At 73.4% G+C, this 16,400-nt stretch carries 16 protein-coding genes; 6 read left to right on the top strand and 10 right to left on the bottom strand.

What is annotated here, in order from left to right; all coding sequences use genetic code 11:
• Positions 1–45: 45 nt before the first annotated feature.
• The gene (locus ACFV0O_RS38105) at positions 46–645 is read right to left on the bottom strand and encodes an HdeD family acid-resistance protein (RefSeq protein ID WP_380348885.1); all 600 of its coding nucleotides are present in this window, start codon (positions 643–645) and stop codon (positions 46–48) included.
• A gap of 152 nt (positions 646–797) precedes the next feature.
• Between ACFV0O_RS38105 and ACFV0O_RS38100 the strand changes: the two genes are divergently transcribed.
• The gene (locus tag ACFV0O_RS38100; RefSeq protein WP_380348883.1) at positions 798–2,720 is read left to right on the top strand and encodes an NAD-binding protein; all 1,923 of its coding nucleotides are present in this window, start codon (positions 798–800) and stop codon (positions 2,718–2,720) included.
• 124 nt (positions 2,721–2,844) lie between these two features.
• On the opposite strand, the gene ACFV0O_RS38095 is transcribed toward ACFV0O_RS38100, so the two are convergent.
• The 3 genes from ACFV0O_RS38095 to ACFV0O_RS38085 all read right to left on the bottom strand — a co-directional run bounded on the left by ACFV0O_RS38095 (position 2,845) and on the right by ACFV0O_RS38085 (position 5,711).
• A complete protein-coding gene (locus ACFV0O_RS38095) occupies positions 2,845–3,630 on the bottom strand; it encodes an enoyl-CoA hydratase (protein WP_380348881.1) in 786 nt (261 codons plus the stop codon).
• Positions 3,631–3,817: 187 nt separating this feature from the next.
• A complete protein-coding gene (locus ACFV0O_RS38090; RefSeq protein ID WP_380348879.1) occupies positions 3,818–4,909 on the bottom strand; it encodes an enoyl-CoA hydratase/isomerase family protein in 1,092 nt (363 codons plus the stop codon).
• A 184-nt stretch (positions 4,910–5,093) separates the two neighbouring features.
• Complete coding sequence (locus ACFV0O_RS38085) at positions 5,094–5,711, bottom strand: TetR/AcrR family transcriptional regulator (RefSeq protein WP_380348877.1); 618 nt, start codon at positions 5,709–5,711, stop codon at positions 5,094–5,096.
• A 99-nt stretch (positions 5,712–5,810) separates the two neighbouring features.
• Between ACFV0O_RS38085 and ACFV0O_RS38080 the strand changes: the two genes are divergently transcribed.
• Positions 5,811–6,584, top strand: a complete 774-nt coding sequence (locus tag ACFV0O_RS38080) for an SDR family oxidoreductase (RefSeq protein ID WP_380348875.1) — start codon at positions 5,811–5,813, stop codon at positions 6,582–6,584.
• A gap of 167 nt (positions 6,585–6,751) precedes the next feature.
• Here the strand turns inward: ACFV0O_RS38080 and fahA are convergent, their stop codons facing one another.
• The 5 genes from fahA to ACFV0O_RS38055 all read right to left on the bottom strand — a co-directional run bounded on the left by fahA (position 6,752) and on the right by ACFV0O_RS38055 (position 13,020).
• On the bottom strand, positions 6,752–7,972 hold the full coding sequence (fahA, locus tag ACFV0O_RS38075; RefSeq protein ID WP_380348873.1) for a fumarylacetoacetase: 1,221 nt from the start codon (positions 7,970–7,972) through the stop codon (positions 6,752–6,754).
• Positions 7,969–8,895, bottom strand: a complete 927-nt coding sequence (locus ACFV0O_RS38070) for a hypothetical protein (protein WP_380348871.1) — start codon at positions 8,893–8,895, stop codon at positions 7,969–7,971. The genes fahA and ACFV0O_RS38070 overlap by 4 nt, the downstream gene beginning before the upstream one ends.
• The gene (locus ACFV0O_RS38065; RefSeq protein WP_380348869.1) at positions 8,892–10,094 is read right to left on the bottom strand and encodes a homogentisate 1,2-dioxygenase; all 1,203 of its coding nucleotides are present in this window, start codon (positions 10,092–10,094) and stop codon (positions 8,892–8,894) included. The genes ACFV0O_RS38070 and ACFV0O_RS38065 overlap by 4 nt, the downstream gene beginning before the upstream one ends.
• Positions 10,095–10,136: 42 nt before the next feature.
• Complete coding sequence (gene hppD / locus ACFV0O_RS38060) at positions 10,137–11,351, bottom strand: 4-hydroxyphenylpyruvate dioxygenase (RefSeq protein WP_380348867.1); 1,215 nt, start codon at positions 11,349–11,351, stop codon at positions 10,137–10,139.
• Positions 11,352–11,592: 241 nt separating this feature from the next.
• Entirely contained in the window at positions 11,593–13,020 is a 1,428-nt protein-coding gene (locus ACFV0O_RS38055) for a phosphoribosyltransferase family protein (RefSeq protein WP_380348865.1), read from the bottom strand.
• 316 nt (positions 13,021–13,336) lie between these two features.
• Here ACFV0O_RS38055 and ACFV0O_RS38050 point away from each other — a divergent pair, with 316 nt between their 5' ends.
• The 4 genes from ACFV0O_RS38050 to ACFV0O_RS38035 are packed head-to-tail and all read left to right on the top strand — an operon-like array spanning position 13,337 to position 15,146.
• Positions 13,337–13,735, top strand: coding sequence for a hypothetical protein (locus ACFV0O_RS38050; RefSeq protein WP_380348863.1), 399 nt, complete (start codon positions 13,337–13,339; stop codon positions 13,733–13,735).
• Positions 13,732–14,142 (top strand): hypothetical protein, encoded by a 411-nt coding sequence (locus tag ACFV0O_RS38045; protein ID WP_360251265.1) that lies wholly within the window; start codon positions 13,732–13,734, stop codon positions 14,140–14,142. The genes ACFV0O_RS38050 and ACFV0O_RS38045 overlap by 4 nt, the downstream gene beginning before the upstream one ends.
• Positions 14,143–14,196: 54 nt before the next feature.
• Positions 14,197–14,862 carry a cupin domain-containing protein gene (locus tag ACFV0O_RS38040; RefSeq protein WP_380348861.1) on the top strand — a complete coding sequence of 222 codons (666 nt, stop codon included), beginning with the start codon at positions 14,197–14,199 and terminating at the stop codon, positions 14,860–14,862.
• Between the two features lie 53 nt (positions 14,863–14,915).
• Positions 14,916–15,146: a hypothetical protein gene (locus tag ACFV0O_RS38035; protein WP_380348859.1), complete on the top strand. Its 231-nt coding sequence runs from the start codon at positions 14,916–14,918 to the stop codon at positions 15,144–15,146.
• A 175-nt stretch (positions 15,147–15,321) separates the two neighbouring features.
• Here ACFV0O_RS38035 and ACFV0O_RS38030 read toward each other — a convergent pair whose 3' ends face one another.
• Positions 15,322–16,311 (bottom strand): sensor histidine kinase, encoded by a 990-nt coding sequence (locus ACFV0O_RS38030; protein WP_380348857.1) that lies wholly within the window; start codon positions 16,309–16,311, stop codon positions 15,322–15,324.
• Positions 16,312–16,400: the final 89 nt, after the last annotated feature.

The raw sequence follows: 16,400 nt of genomic DNA, 5'->3' as shown, positions 1-16,400 counted from the left end.
AACCGGCACGGCGCTCGAAGCGGCACGGGCTCGACGGTGCTCCGCTCAGACCCCCGACGGGATCTCCTTGGCGCGGCTGCGCAGCCGGATCGCCGTCGCGATCTCGATCAGGCCCAGGATCACCAGCCAGCAGCCGGCCAGCACGGCCAACGCGGTGATCGAGCCGACCGGCCAGACCATCAGCAGGACGCCGGCCAGCGTGTTGGCCACGCCCGCGAAGGCCTGCCAGCCGCGGGCCGGCATCAGCGGGTCGGAGATCGCGGCGAAGAGTTGCGTGATGCCGCGGAAGAGCCAGCCGATCCCGATCCAGATCGCGAGCAGCAGCACCGACTGCGCCGCGCTGCGGAAGCACAGGAGCCCGAGCAGCACGCAGATCGCGCCGCTGATGAAGGCCAGCACCCGTAGCGCGGTGGTGGCGTGGGTGCCGAACGCGGCGACCAGTTGCACGATGCCGATGACCAGCAGGTAGAGGCCGAACAGCACGCCCACCACCATCAGGGTCTCCTTGGGCCAGGAGAAGACCACGATCCCGAGGGCGAGCGAGGCGAGTCCGGCGACCAGCAGGACCTGCCAGGCGGCCTTGGCGAGCATGCCGAGCGGGCCCCGGACCGGGGAACCGTCGGGGTTGATGATCGGTGAGACCACGGTGGCGTCACTCCTCGGGCAGGGGCAGAAGTCGAACCCCAGCGTCTCCGTCCCGCCGCCGCGGCGCGTGTCGGATACGGCCGTTCGGGGGATCCGCCCCGGTCGCCGGAACGACATCCTCCGGCCACCCACTGTCGATAGCATCCGGCGGTATGACTTCTGAAGGGTGGGGGACCCCTCCGGTCGAGCCGATCAGCCAGCACTACATCGTCTGCGGGGGCAACGCGCTGGCACACCGACTGATCCTGGAACTCGTCGAACACTACGAGGTCCCGGTCGTCGTCCTGGTCGCCGACCGGACCCGCGACCACGCGCCGCGGATCGAGCAACTCGACGGTGTCGCCGCGGTCGTGGAGTACACCAGCATCACCGACGAGGCCCTGCGCGCGGTGTCCATCGGCACCGCCCGCGGCCTGGCCCTGGTCGAGGGCAGCGACCAGGAGAACATCCACGCCGCGCTCAGCGCCCAGAACCACAACCCGGACATCCGGATCGTGTTCCGGATGTTCAACCAGCGCCTCGGCGAGAACATCGAACGGCTGCTCAAGAACGGTGCCGCGCTCTCCGGATCGGCCACGGCGGCCCCGGCGTTCGCCGCCGCCGCCCTCGGACGCCCCAACTCGGTGGAGATCGACGGGCGGTACCTGCACATCGCCTTCGATGACGCCATCACCTCCGACCGGGTCTGCGTGGTCGCCGACCAGATCGACCGGCAGGATCTCAGCAAGATCCGGCTGCTGCCCGAACAGCAGGCCGGTTCGGCCGAATTCGTCCGGCTCGCCAGCGAGTTCGGCGACGACGGGCCGGTCCGCCCGGGAGGCGTGCGGCGCGAACCGGAACCCGCAGCCGCCCCCGGGGAAGAGGAACCGGGCGGCACCGCCGCGCTGCAGGTGCTGCGGATCGAGCCACGGGAACCGATCGACTGGCGGCGGCGGTTGCGCTGGCGACTGCTCGACACCATGCGCTTCTTCACCAGCGCCCGGATGCGGCTGGTGCTGCTCACCGCCCTCGCCGCTGTCCTGATGGCCTTCGGCGTGCTCTGGTACCTCAACCGCAACTTCGGCTGGACCGTCTACATCTCGCTGCTCGACCTGGCCGGCGCCGCCCAGCCCGACCAGCTCGCGGACATCGCCGCCGGGACGGGCACCGGCGGGATCTGGCAGCGGGTCGCGCAGGTGGTGATCACCATCTGCGGGATCACCTTCGCGCCGGTCGCCACCGCCATCGCGGTCGAGGTGCTGGGGTCCGGACGGCGCGGCCAGCCGCGCAACCCGGGAGCGGGCACCCGGGACCACGTGATCGTCGTCGGGCTCGGCAACGTCGGCACCCGGGTCGCGACCCAACTGCACGACCTGGGCGTGCCCGTGGTCTGCATGGAGCGGGACCCGCAGGCGCGCGGCGTCGCCGCCGTCCGGGCGCTCGGGATCCCGGTCGTGATGGGCGAGGGCCCGTTCGACGAGCAGCTGCGCCGGGCCCGGCTGAAGCACAGCCGGGCGCTGGTCGCCGTCAGCGGCGACGACGCCACCAACCTGGAGGCGGCGCTGGAGGCGCGGCACGGCAATCCCGAGGTCCGGGTGGTGGTGCGGCTGTTCGACGACGACTTCGCCGGGCACTTCTACAAGACGCTGGACAACGCGGCCTCGCGGTCGGTGTCCTACCTGGCCGCACCCGCCTTCGCGGCGGCGCTGATGGGGCGCGAGGTACGCGGGACGCTGTCGGTGTTCCGGCACGTGCTGCTGATCGCCGAGCTGACGGCGGGGGACGGCAGCGGGCTGATCGGCCTGAACCGGCACGACCTGGAGGACCCGGGCGGAGTCCGGGTGATCGCCGTCCGCTTCGCCCGCGGCGCGCAGCTGCAGTGGGGGCTGCCCGACCGCACCCGGCAGCTCGCGCCCGGCGACCGGATCGTGGTCGCCGCGACCCGCAGCGGGCTCGCCCGGCTGAACACGGTGGCGCTGGAGGAGGACGCGGAGGCGGCCGCGGTCACGGCTGCGGTCACGGGCGCGGCCGGGGAGGTCGTCGGGGAACACGCCGTGGAGGTGGAGGCGGCGGTAGAGGCGGCGGTGGAGGAATGACCGCGGCGAACAGCCGGTGAGCGACGGCCGACAGCTGACAGATGTCAGCTGACAGATTTCATCATCTGAAATCTGTCAGCTGTCATCCGTCGACGGTCACCCGTCATCCGTCAGCCGCGGGCCGTCAGCTGTTGGTGAAGGACGGCGGCCGCTTCTCGGCGAAGGCCGCCATGCCCTCCTTCTGGTCCGCGGTCGCGAAGGCCGCGTGGAACAGCCGCCGTTCGAAGCGGACGCCCTCGGCGAGGGTGGTCTCGTACGAGCGGTTGACGCTCTCCTTGAGCATGATCGCCGTGGGGGTGGACATCGCGGCGACGGTCTCGGCGGTGGCCAGGGCCTCGGCGAGCAGCTGGTCGGCGGGGACGATGCGGGAGACCAGTCCGGCCCGCTCGGCTTCCTCGGCGCCCATCATCCGGCCGGTCAGGCACAGCTCCATCGCCTTCGCCTTGCCGACCGCCCGGGTCAGCCGCTGCGAGCCGCCGATGCCGGGGATGACGCCGAGCTTGATCTCCGGCTGCCCGAACTTCGCGGTGTCCGCCGCCAGCAGGATGTCGCACATCATCGCCAGCTCGCAGCCGCCGCCCAGTGCGAAGCCGGCCACCGCCGCCACGACCGGCTTGCGCAGCGCGCCGAAGCGGTCCCACGGGCCCAGCCAGTCGTCCAGGTAGACGTCCGGGAAGCGGTTGCCCTGCATCTCCTTGATGTCGGCGCCGGCCGCGAAGGCCTTCTCCGAACCGGTGACCACCAGACAGCCGATCTCGGGGTCCCGGTCGAAGGCGGTGGCGGCCGCGACCACCTCGTTCATCAGCTGGGTGTTCAGCGCGTTCAGCGCCTTGGGCCGGTTGAGCGTGATCAGCCCCACCCGGCCCTTGCGCTCGACCAGGATCGTCTCGTAGGTCTCGGTCTCGGTCATCGCCGTCGACTCCCATGTCCGCTGCTCGGCGCCGTGTGGGCGCGCCCTGACCACCCAACGATCTACGACGTGCCCTGGTCCGCGCCAGTCTTGATATGCGAGACGCCGGTCACCAGCCCCGGTGGGGGCGGGCCGGGACCGGCGTCGTGGCCGCACGGTCGGGCGGTGGAACGCCCGCCCCGGGGTGTCAGGCCAAGCCCAGCTCGTCGCCCTCGCGCAGGGCGAGGAAGCGGGCGACGTCGACCGCCGTCACCCCGGCGAGCGTGGCGGGCTCCCAGCGGGGGTTGCGGTCCTTGTCGATGACCTGGGCGCGGATGCCCTCGACCAGGTCGTGGCCGTCCAGTGCGGCGCAGGAGACGCGGTACTCCTGGTCGAGCACGGCCTCCAGGGAGGGGAGCGTACGGGCCCGGCGCAGCGCGGCCAGGGCGGCCTTCACGGCGGTGGGGGAGTTGGCGAGGATCAGCTCGACGGCTTCCTTCGCCTTCGGGACGCCGGAGTTCAGCAGGTGCTCGACGATCTCCTCGGCGGTGTCGGCCGCGTAGCAGGCGTCGATCCAGGTGCGCTGCTCGGCCAGGGCGGCGGCCGGTGCGGGCTCGGCGTGGGCGGCGACGACGGCGTCGACGTCGGCGGTGGTGGGGCCGGTGGCCGACGCGGCCGGCTCGGCCGGGTCGGCGCCGCGGGCGAGGGCGTCGAGGAGCTCCGGGATCCGCGCCGAGGGCACGAAGTGGTCCGCGAACCCGCACAGCAGTGCGTCGCCCGGGCCCATCGAGGCCGAGGTGAGCCCGAGGTGGATGCCCAACTCGCCCGGGGCGTGGGCGAGCAGGCGGCTGCCGCCGACGTCCGGGACGAGCCCGATCCGGGTCTCGGGCATCGCGACGGTGGAGCGCTCGGTGACGATCCGGACCGCGCCGTGGGCGGACAGGCCGACGCCGCCGCCCATCGTGATGCCGTCCATCACCGCGACGTACGGCTTCGGGTAGCGGGCGATCAGGGCGTTCAGCCGGTACTCGTCACGGAAGAACGCCCGGGTGCCGGCCCCGCCGGCCTTGGCGTCGTCGTGCATCGCGCGGATGTCGGCCCCCGCGCAGAGTCCGCGCTCGCCCGCGCCGGTGAGGACGACGACGCGCACCCGGTCGTCCGTGGCCCACTCGTCCAGGGTCGCGCGCACGGCGGTGATCATGCCGTGGGTCAGTGAGTTGAGCGCCCGCGGCCGGTTCAGCACGATCCGTCCGACCCCGCCGTCCAGGAATGCCTGGACCTCCGCCACCTCTGCGCTCATCGGGCCCGCTCCCGTCCCCTTCGTGAGGTCCGCGTCCGCCGTCGCGCGACGTCCGCCGTCCCCCGTTGTCCGCTGCCGCCGTCCACCGTACCGGGGGCGGTGCGGAGTTGTGATCACCGGGCCGGAACGGGGGCCGCGCCCGCGAGCGCCGCCGGAGTGCCGGAGTGGAGGCGGGTGCGGCGGGTCACGGCCAGGCGCGCAGGGCGAGTTCGGCGGTGCGGGCCAGGTCGTCGGCGGTGGCGCCGTCCCTGGCCTGCTGCGACATGCCCTGGAGGACGGCGGCGAGGTAGCCCGCCAGGGCTTTCGGGTCGGCCCCGGGCGGCAGTTCGCCCTCCTCCCGGGCCCGGTGGAGGCGTGCCTCGAAGAGCCGCATGTTGCCGTTGCGCAGTTCGCGCAGGTGGGCCTGGACCCCGGCGTCCTGCGCGGAGACGTTGGTGGCGGCCGAGATCACCAGGCAGCCGGCCGGGTGGGACGGGTCGGGATAGACGGCGGCGGCCTCGCGCAGGATGCGGGCGAAGGCGCCGTACGCGGTGCTCTCCTCGGTGAGCGCGACGCTCGCGAACGCGCCGACGGGGGACAGGCCGTACCGGCGGACGACCTCCTCGAACAGCGACCGCTTGTCGCCGAACGCGGCGTACAGGCTGCCCGGGCGGATGCCCATGGCGGTGGTCAGGTCGGTGACGGAGGTGGCCTCGTAGCCGCGCTCCCAGAACAGCAGGGTGGCGGCGGCCAGGGCTTCGGTGCGGTCGAAGGCCGGTGGGCGGCCGCGCCTGGTGCGGGGGGCTTGGGGTGCCTCGGTCATGCACCGAATTTTAGAGCACTCGCTCAAGAAGTGTGTGTTAGCGTTTTTCTTGAGCGATCGCTCAACAATTCAGGGTGTGCGACCGGAGGGAGATCCGCCATGGGCGCGAACAGGCTCGACGGCAAGACGGCGCTGGTCACGGGCGGCAGTCGGGGGATCGGCCGGGCCATCGCCCGCCGGCTCGGGAGGGACGGCGCCACCGTCGCCGTCGGTTACGCCCGCGACGGGGCGGCGGCGGACGAGGTGGTGGCCGGCATCCGCGCGGACGGCGGCCGCGCCTTCGCGCTGCGGGCCGAACTCGGCCGGCACGGTGACGCGGCCGCGCTGTGGGAGGCCTTCGACGCCGCGATCGGGGCGCACGCGCCGGACGGCGGGGTGGACGTCATCGTCAACAACGCCGGGATCGGGCGCAGCTCGGCGCTCGACGCGCTGACCGAGGAGGCGTTCGACGAGGTGTTCGCCGTCAACGTCCGCGCGCCGTTCTTCGTGGTGCGGCACGGGCTGGAGCGGCTGCGCGACGGCGGCCGGATCATCAACATCTCCAGCGGCGCCGCCCGGCTGGCGATGCCCGAGATCATCGCCTACGGCGCGACCAAGGGGGCACTGGACACCTTCACCCTCAACCTCGCCAAGCAGCTGGGCCCGCGCGGGATCACCGTGAACTCGGTCGCGCCCGGCATCGTGGACACCGACGTCAACGCCGGCTGGCTGCGCGGCAACCCGGCGGCGCAGGCCCACGCGGCCTCGGTCGCCGCGCTCGGCCGGGTCGGTCAGCCGGAGGACGTCGCGGACGTCGTCGCCTTCCTCGCCTCCGACGACGCGCGCTGGGTGACCGGGCGGGTCATCGACGCCACGGGCGGCGCGGGCCTTTAGGGGGTGGGCCCCGGTGGGCGCGGGGCGGCCCCCGAAAACGACTGACAGCTGACAGATGATGAAATCTGTCAGCTGTCAGCTGTCATGGGAAACCGCGACGGGTCGCCCCCGATCCCGGGTCACCCGTCCCTGCGGGGCGTTGCCACGCGTCCGGAGGGCGCCCGTCGTCAGCCGCGGACCCGCCCGGTCACCTCGCCGAACCCGACCACGGTGCCGTCCGCCCCGGGCGCGGTGGCGGTGATGACGACCTCGTCGCCGTCGTCCAGGAAGGTGCGGGTGGTGCCGTCCGGGAGCTTCAGCGGCTCCTCGCCGTTCCAGGTCAGCTCGATCAACGCACCCCGGGTCTCCGGCTCCGGCCCGCTGACCGTCCCGGAGGCGAACAGGTCGCCGGTGCGCAGCGAGGCGCCGTTGACGGTCATGTGGGTCAGCTGCTGCTGCGCCGTCCAGTACATCCCGGCGAACGGCGGGCGGGAGACCAGGTGCCCGTTCAGCCGGACCTCCATCGCCAGGTCCAGGCCCCACGGCTCGCCGCCCCGGTCGTCCAGGTACGCCAGCGGCTCGACGTCGCGTGCCGGCGGCGTGACCCGGGCGTGCTGCAGTGCGTCCAGCGGGACGATCCACGGCGAGATCGAGGTCGCGAAGGACTTGCCGAGGAACGGGCCGAGCGGCACGTACTCCCAGGCCTGGATGTCGCGCGCCGACCAGTCGTTGAGCAGGCAGACGCCGAACACGTGCTCGCGGAAGTCGTCCAGCGTGACCGGCCGGCCCAGTTCCGAGGGCGCGCCGACGACGAAGCCGACCTCGGCCTCGATGTCCAGGCGGCGCGAGGGTCCGAAGGTGGGCGCCGGGTCGGCGGGCGCCTTGCGCTGCCCGTGCGGCCGCACCACCGGCGTGCCGGAGACCACGACGGTGCCCGCCCGTCCGTGGTAACCGATCGGCAGGTGCTTCCAGTTGGGCGTGAGCGGCTCCGAGCCGGGGCGGAAGATCCGGCCGAGGTTGGTGGCGTGGTGCTCGGAGGCGTAGAAGTCGACGTAGTCGGCGACCTGGAACGGCAGGTGCAGTTCGACCTCGTCCACCGGCAGCAGCGCCGGCGACAGCGCCTCGCGGAAGGACTCGTCGGTGAGCCACCCGGTGAGGTCCGCCCGCACCCGGGTCCAGACCGGACGCCCCGCCGCCATCAGCGGGTTGAGCGAGTCCGCCTCCAGCAGTGCCGAGGGCGCGCCGGCCGCGCGGGCGGCCGCCCCGGCGTCCAGCACGAAGTCCCCGACGCGCACGCCGATCCGGCGCCGACCGGGCTGGTCGGCGGCGGTGAAGACGCCGTACGGCAGGTTGTGCACGCCGAACGGCGAGTCCTGGGCGCTGGCGAGCCAGCTGCGGGGGGTGGTCAACGGTCCTCCTGGTGCGGTGGAGTGGGCGACGAGAGCAGGCCGAGCGCGGCCAGGTCGCCCAGGGGCTCGGCGATGCTGCAGGTGCCGAAGGCGGTGAACGAGTTGCGGATCACGGTAACCTGACGATCCGTCAGTGTGTGCACCGCCTTGGCCAGGGCTTCGCCGTCGCGCTCCGCCAGCACCGCTACGGCTGCGGCCGGGTCGGTCTCCTGCGCGGCCAGCAGCACGTTCAGGAAGCCGTGGTGCTCGAACCCGGTCTCCGGGTCGGTGTGCCGGACGGCGTTGTGCAGTCCCGCCGTGCACTTGTACGGCAGTCCGCGCTGCGCGCAGCCGGTCAGGAAGGCGGCCAGCTCCGCCTCGTCCGGGAAGGCCTCGGCGACCAGGCCGCCGGTGCGGAACTTCGCCCGGTACGGGCTGTCCACCAGCACGTCCAGGACGGCGTCCAGGTCGTCCCCGCGCAGGAGTTCGCGCGGGAGTTCGACGGCGGCCGGGACGTTCGGCGGCAGCAGCCGGTCCAGTGCGGCGACCGCCTCGGCGGCGTCCCGGGTGGCCAGTTCGACGCCGGCCAGTCCGAACGGCGCGGCGGCGGCGAGCGCCCCGGCGAGCTCGGCGCTGCCCCCCGGCAGCACCAGCCCGACCCTGAGCGGCGCGACGCCCGCCCCCGCCGGACCGCCCGCCCCCGCGGAACCGCCCGCGGCGGCCGTCACCGCCGGGCCGGCGGCCACCGCCGCGGCCAGCTCGCCCAGCCGGCCCGCCCCGCAGAGGAGCGGGCCGACCGCCTCGGCGTACCAGGCCGCGCGGTGGACGCGGTGCGCGGGTACCGCCTCGGCGACCGGCAGGTTCCCCGGCGGGAACACCGCCGCGTCGTCGAAGAGCCCGTGGAACAGCTCGGGGATGGCACCCCCCGGAGGCAGGCCGTTCATCGCCCGGGCCCCCGACCGGCCCAGGTCCAGGCGTAGTTGTCGTCCTCGCTCGCCCGGCCGCCCTCGCCGAGCTCCAGCGGGCGGAAGGTGTCCACCATGACGGCGAGCTCGTCGAAGAACTCCGCGCCGATGCTGCGCTCGTACGCGCCCGGCTGCGGCCCGTGGGTGTGCCCGCCGGGGTGCAGCGAGATCGACCCCTGGCCGATGCCCGAGCCCTTGCGCGCCGCGTAGTCGCCGCCGCAGTAGAACATGACCTCGTCGCTGTCCACGTTGGCGTGGTAGTAGGGCACCGGGATCGACAGCGGGTGGTAGTCCACCTTGCGCGGGACGAAGTTGCAGATCACGAAGTTGTTGCCCTCGAACACCTGGTGCGCCGGCGGCGGCTGGTGGATCCGGCCGGTGATCGGCTCGAAGTCCCGGATGTTGAAGGCGTACGGGTACAGGCAGCCGTCCCAGCCGACCACGTCGAAGGGGTGGTGCGGCACGGTGTAGCGGGTGCCCGAGACCCCGTGCGGGCCGCGGTGCTTGACCAGCACGTCGACGTCCCCGGGGGCGTCGACCACCAGCGGGCCGACCGGCCCGCGGAAGTCCCGCTCGCAGTACGGCGCGTGCTCCAGCAGCTGGCCGTACTTGGAGAGGTAGCGCTTGACCGGGGTGATGTGGCTGTTCGCCTCGATGCAGTACGCGCGCAGCGGCTCGTCACCGGCGGGCACCCAGCGGTGGGTGGTGGCGCGCGGGATGATGACGTAGTCGCCCTGGCCGACCTCGATCGAGCCGAACACCGTCTCGACCGTGCCCGAGCCGGACTCCACGTACACGCACTCGTCGCCGAGTCCGTTGCGGTACAGCTCGCTGGGGGCCCCGGCGGCGACGTACGAGATCCGCACGTCGCCGTTGCCGAGGACCAGCCGACGGCTGCTCACGACGTCCGCGGACTTCCACTCCTGGGCCGCGAACAGGTCGTGCAGCTTGAGGTGACGGGGGAGCAGCGGATGGTTGGGCACCGTGGACTGGTCCGGGAGCTCCCACGGCACCGCGTTGACGACGGCCGAGGGGATGCCCCGGTGGTAGAGCAGCGAGGAGTCCGAGGAGAACCCCTCCTCGCCCATCAACTCCTCGTAGTACAAGCCGCCTTCGGGAGTGCGGTGCTGGGTGTGCCGCTTGGGCGGGATGCTGCCCAGCTGCCGGTAGTACGCCATCTCCGTGGTCCTCCTCGACCGTTCGTCAGAGCTCTCCGACGCTCACAGGTTGCCGCGTCGGTCCTGCTCGCGCTCGATGGACTCGAAGAGCGCCTTGAAGTTGCCCTTGCCGAAGCCCAGCGAACCGTGGCGCTCGATGAACTCGTAGAAGACGGTCGGGCGGTCGCCGATCGGCTTGGTGAAGATCTGCAGCAGGTAGCCGTCCTCGTCGCGGTCGACCAGGATGCCGCGCTTCTTCAGCTCCTCGATCGGCACCCGGACCTTGCCGATCCGCTCGCGCAGCTCCGGGTCGTCGTAGTACGCGTCGGGGGTGTTGAGGAACTCCACGCCGCGCGCACGCAGCACGTCCACGGTGGTGAGGATGTCGTTGGTGGCGAGCGCCATGTGCTGGCAGCCGGGGCCGGTGTAGAACTCCAGGTACTCGTCGATCTGGGACTTCTTCTTGGCGATGGCCGGCTCGTTGAGCGGGAACTTCACCCGGTGGTTGCCGCTGGCGACGACCTTGGACATCAGCGCGGAGTACTCGGTGGCGATGTCGTCGCCGACGAACTCGGCCATGTTCACGAAGCCCATGACGCGGTTGTAGAACGACACCCACTCGTCCATCCGGCCCAGCTCGACGTTGCCGACGGCGTGGTCGAGGGCCTGGAAGAGGCGCTTGGGCGAGCCCTCCGGGTGCTTCACCTTGCTCTCGGCGACGACGTAGCCCGGCAGGTAGGGGCCGTGGTAGCGGGAGCGGTCGATCAGGGTGTGCCGGGTCTCGCCGTAGGTGGCGATGGCCGCGCGGCGCACGGTGCCGTTCTCGTCCGAGACGTCGTTCGGCTCCTCCAGGACGGTGGCGCCGGACGCGCGGGCGTGCTCGATGCACTTGTCGACGTCCGGAACCTCCAGGGCGAGGTCGACGACGCCGTCGCCGTGGCGGCGGTGGTGGTCCAGCAGGGCGCTGCCCGGCTGGACGCCGCCCTTGATCACGAAGCGGCAGGAGCCGGAGCGGAGCACGTACGCCTTGCGGTCGCGGCGGCCGGTCTCCGGACCGGAGTAGGCGACCAGCTCCATGCCGAACACGACCTGGTAGAACTGGGCCGTCTGGGTGGCGTTGCCGACGACGAAGACGACCGCGTCCTGGGCCGTGACCGGGAACGGGTCGGCGGCCGCGTCGTGCTCGACGAGGCCGACGAGGCGGCGCAGCTGGTCGGCGTCAAGACCGGCCTCGCGCTCCTCGGGGGTCAGCTCAAGGGCGTGGGACTGCGTGGTCATCGGTCGTTCCTCCACTTCGGGCCTCGGCTTTGAGGCTTCCGCTGGATCGCGGCCACACCGCGGATGGGTGGGCGGTGCGGTTGCGGAGAGCTTGCTCCTGTCGGGGTGGTTGGGCAACAGGTCGGTTTTTCACTGCTCAATGTGTACAAGCTGAACAGATTTTCCCAGCTCGTACTGCGCAAAATGTGCTGCCGATCCGGGGTGATGCACGAAGTCTGCGCAATCGGTGTTCACGGGTCGTTCAGGGGTTCCGGGCGTCGGACCGGCGCCCGGCGAGGTGTCGCAGGAACCAGTTCCGGGCCAGCTCAGCGACCTCGTCGAGGGCTCCGGGCTCCTCGAACAGGTGGGTCGCGCGCGGCACCACCACCAGTTCACTCTCGCAGCGCAGCCGGCTTCCGGCCCGCCGGTTGAGGTCGAGGACCGTGGTGTCCAGGGAGCCGACCACGAGCAGCGTCGGCGCGCTGACCCGGCCCAGTGCCTCCGCCCCGGCGAGGTCCGGGCGGCCGCCCCTGGAGACCACGGCGCGCACGGCCGGGCCCAGTTCGGCGGCGGTGTGCAGCGCGGCGGCGGCGCCGGTGCTGGCGCCGAACAGGCCGAGCGGCAGGCCCCGGGTCTCGGGCACGAGGGCGTCCCCGGTGCCGTTCCCGGCACCCAGCCCCCGGGCGACGGCGGTCAGCCGGGAGCCCAGCAGCCCGACGTCGAACACGTTCCGCCGGTCCGATTCCTCCGTCTCGGTGAGCAGATCGAACAGCAGCGTGGCCAGCCCGGCCCGGTTCAGCCGGTCGGCGACGTGGCGGTTGCGCGGACTGCGCCGCCCGCTGCCGCTGCCGTGCGCGAAGACCACGACGCCGCACGCGCCCGCCGGGACGGTCAGCCGGCCCGCGAGGCCGGCCCCGGCTGCGGGCAGTACCAGCTCGCGGTCGACCCCGTCCCCGGACTCGTCCCCGCTCTCCTCGCCGCCGGCCCGCTCCCCGCCCTCATCGATCCCGTCCCCGGCCCCGTCCCGCTCCCGCGCGCGGGCCTCGGCGAGCAGCCGCAGCACCTCCTCGTCCTCGGTCTGCGAGAAGTCGGCGTAGAACTCGCCGATCGCGAAGAACGGGGACGGCGTGTCGACGCAGACCAGCTCGTCGGCGACCTCCTCCAGGCGGTCGGTCCAGTCCACGGGCGCCACCGGTACGGCGAGCACCACCCGGGCCGCGCCCCGCGCCCGGACGATCCGGCAGGCCGCCCGGGCGGTGGACCCGGTGGCGATGCCGTCGTCCACCACGACGACCGTGCGCCCGCGCACGTCCGCGGGCGGGCGGTCGCCCCGGTACCGGCGGGCCCGCCGCTCCAGCTCGGCGCGCTCGCGCCGCTCCACCCCCGCCAGTTGGTCATCGGTGACCGAGGCGAGCCGGATGACCTGCTCGTTCAGCACCCGGACGCCGTCCTCGCCGATCGCCCCCATGCCCAGCTCGGGCTGGTACGGCACGCCGAGCTTGCGGATCACGCAGATGTCCAGCGGCGCCCCGAGCGCGGCGGCCACCTCGGCGGCCACCGGCACCCCGCCCCTCGGCAGCGCCACGACGACGGTGCCGGGGCCGCCGAAGCCCCCGAGGCGTGCGGCCAGCCGCCGGCCGGCGTCGGTGCGGTCGGTGAAGTGGGTGAAGTGGGATCCGGTGACGTGCATGACACGGCCTCCGGTTCCACCGTACGTCGTTCCGGGGGCCGGGAGGGCCCGGGCCCGGGGTCGGCGAGGGCCGACCTGGGCCGGGCCGGGGTCCGGTCGGGACCGGGCCGGGATCGGGTCGGGCAACGCGTGGGATCGGGCCGGGAAGCGACCGGGATCGGGCCCGGCGCGGGCCGGGATCACGTCGGGAACGAGCCGGGATCACGTCGGGAACGGGACGGGACGCAACCCCCGTGCGGCCGGGACAGCGGGCGCCGGACCGTGGATCGCAGAGGCGGACCGCAGGGCCCGCCGGCGACCGGAAGGAGCGCCCGACATGCCGGGCACCGTCATCACCGACCTGCGCCGACGCGGCGCCGTCGACCCCGGCCGCATGCTCGCGGGACCGCTGCGCGGCGTCGGCCTGCAACGGCTCGAACCGGGCCGCAGCACCGAGGTGGCCGCCGACGGCGTCGAGCACGCGCTCTACGTCACCGCCGGCTCCGGACTCGCCGAACCTCCCGGGAACGCACTGCGGCGCGACGCCTCGCCGGACGACCGTGACGACGGGCCGCGCGACCGCGGCATCCCCCTCGTCGAGGGCACCGCCGTGGTCCTCCCGCTCGGCACCCGGACCGTCCTCACCGCCGGCACCGCCGGGATGGAGTACTTCCACGCCGTCCTGACCGTCCCCGCCGACGTCCGCACCCCTTCGAGCGGAGATGAACCCGCATGATCGTCACCACCGACACCGGCGCCGCCATGGTCGTCCTCGGCCCGAACGGCGAACGCGTCCGGATCCGCTCCCTGGCCCGGCGCCCGATGCTCGCCAGCGCCTGCGAGGCCTTCGACCACCTGCGGCTGAGCCCAGGTGCCCACCACGAGCTGACCGGGCGGCCCGATGCCGAGACCGTCCTGCACGTGTTGCGCGGCGCCGCCGTGGTCGGCCGGCTCACCGACGAGCCGGACCACCTCGCCTCCGAAGGCGATCTGCTGCTGGCCCGTCGGGGCCGCACGCTGCAGCTCGAAGCCGGGCCGCTCGGCGCCGAACTGCTCTGCCTGACCCTCGCCGTCCCCCGGCACACCGCCGGCACCCGCGCTGCCCTGGCCCGGCGCCGCGCGGCCCGCCGGGACCGGCCCTGACCCACCCGTCCGTCTCCGACCGGCCCTGCCAGTCCCTGTTCGAGGAGACCTCTCGTGATCGTCGTACCAGCGGCCGTCCCCCGCACCGCGCCCGTCCTCCGGCGGCTGATCGACCCGGACCAGCGGCCCGCCGTCCGCGCCGGGCTGACCGTCGAGACCTTGCCGCCCGGCGTGCGGGTCGACCAACTCCCCTACGAGTCGGCCGAGTCGGTGACCGTGGTGCTGTCCGGTCGACTGTTCGCGGCCGGCCGGATCCTCTCCCCGGGCGACGCGATGCACCACCGGCCCGGCAGCAGTTGCCGGCTCACCGCCGTCCGGGGAGCGCCGACCACCGTGCTCACCGTCCGTCCCACCCCCTCCCGGGGAGCCATCCCGGCCCAGCGCTCGGGCCCGGAGTCCGCCAAGACCTGGCGGCAGGTCGACGTGGGTGTCGTGGACCTCGACCCCGGCGGCCTCTGCGGGCCGTACGAGGACCGCGCGGCCGACGCCTTCCTGCTGGTCCTGTCCGGGGCCGGGGCCTTCCTCGGCGAACTCGGCGAGGTGCCCGTGCGGGCCGGCGACCTGGTCTACGTCAGGGCGAAGGAGCGGTACGGCCTCCGGGCCGGATCGCGCGAACCGGTGACCTTCGTGCTGGGCCGGATCGGCGCCCCCGGCGCCGAGTCGGGACCGGAATGGGACACCAAGCCCATGCGCTCGGGGCGCGTCCGTCCGCAGAGTTGAGACCGGGCGATCGACCTCGATCGGTCTCTTGGAAGATCAAGGAGTGCCACCTCATGTCAACGAACCCGCTCACCACGGCGATCTGTGCGGCCGGCGTCCTGGCGGGCGTGATCGCGGCGGCCACGGCTGTGCGCCATGCCTGCTCGTCCTCGGCCCCGGCGTCCGGCGGCAGCAACGCGCTGTCCCCCGGACCGCGCCCGACCCCGACCCCGACACCGGACGGCGGAGGCGGCATCGGCTGCCAGCCCGGCACCTGTGCGACGCCGCCGATCCCCGGTGGCTGACCGTCCCTGACGGCTGATCCCAGTCGACGAATGACAACGAACAGCTGACAGATTTCGAAATCTGTCAGCTGTTCGTCGTGTGTTGTTCGTCGTTCGCTGTCCTGTATCTGCCGTGAACCGGACCGGACCGGACCGCCGACTGCCCACTGCCGTTCGCCGCTCGCCGTCCGGTCCGTCACCGGTCCGTCGTCGCCGAGCGCGGCAGCACCGCCAGCACCTGGGTGCCCCGGTCCGACGGCAGCGTCCGGATCGAGCAGTGGCCGCCGATCTCCGCCGCCCGGTCCGCCATCGACCGCAGCCCCACCCCGCCGCCGTCCACCGGGGAGTCCCCGTCCGGCCGGTACCCCACCCCGTCGTCCCGCACCGTCAGCGTCAGCGCCTGGTCGTCCACCCGCAGCGTCACCAGCACCGTCCGCGCCCGCGCGTGCCTCAGCACGTTGTTGAGCGCCTCCGCCGTGATGCGGTACGCCGCGACCTCCACCGCCGCCGGAAGCGCCGGCAGCGGCTCCGGCGACAGCTCCGCCGTCACGGTCAGTCCCGTGCCGCTGAAGGTGTCCGCCAACTGCCGGACCGCCCGGTCCAGTCCGAACTCGCCGAGCGGCGCGGGCCCGAGCCGGTCGGTGATCCGGCGGACGTCCTTGATCGTCATCCCCAGGCCGTCCGAGACCCCGCGCAGCGTGTCCGAGAGCCCGTCGTCCGCCGACGTGGCGGCGTTGTCCACCCGCAGCCGCAGTCCGGCCAGTGCCGGTCCGAGCCCGTCGTGGATGTCGCGCCGCAGCCACCGCCGCTCCTCCTCCCGCGCGGCGACGATCTGCTCCCGGCTGGCCTGCAGGTCCTCCTGGAGCCGCAGTGAGGCCACGGCCGGGGAGGCCTGGTCGGCGAGCGAGCGCAGGATGTCGATGTCGCTGGCCTCCAGCCGCTCCTCGCCCGCGCGCAGGCCGACGGTCAGCTCGCCGATCGGCAGACCGTTGTGGACCAGTGCGAAGTCCTGGCTGCGCCCGTCCAGCCGTCCGGCGGTGGCCAGGGTGCGCCGCCCGGCCCGGGTGGTGACGGCGAGGGCGACCCCGGGCAGCCGAAGCTCCTCGGCGACCGTCGCGCACAGTGCCCCGGGCAGCCGCGCGGGGTCGACCACCTGCCGCACCCGCCCGGCGAGCGTGCGCAGCACCTGGTAGGTCTTGATGTCGACGGCGCTCGCCTAAACCCCGTTGACAGATCGGGCGTCTACCGGAGGGTGACTCGGCGGGGCGGCCCGGG

This window comes from Kitasatospora sp. NPDC059577, from assembly GCF_042735475.1.
In the GTDB taxonomy this organism is placed as follows: domain Bacteria; phylum Actinomycetota; class Actinomycetes; order Streptomycetales; family Streptomycetaceae; genus Kitasatospora.
Note: the sequence above shows the minus strand (reverse complement) of the source record. Positions and strands in the feature narration are given on the sequence as shown.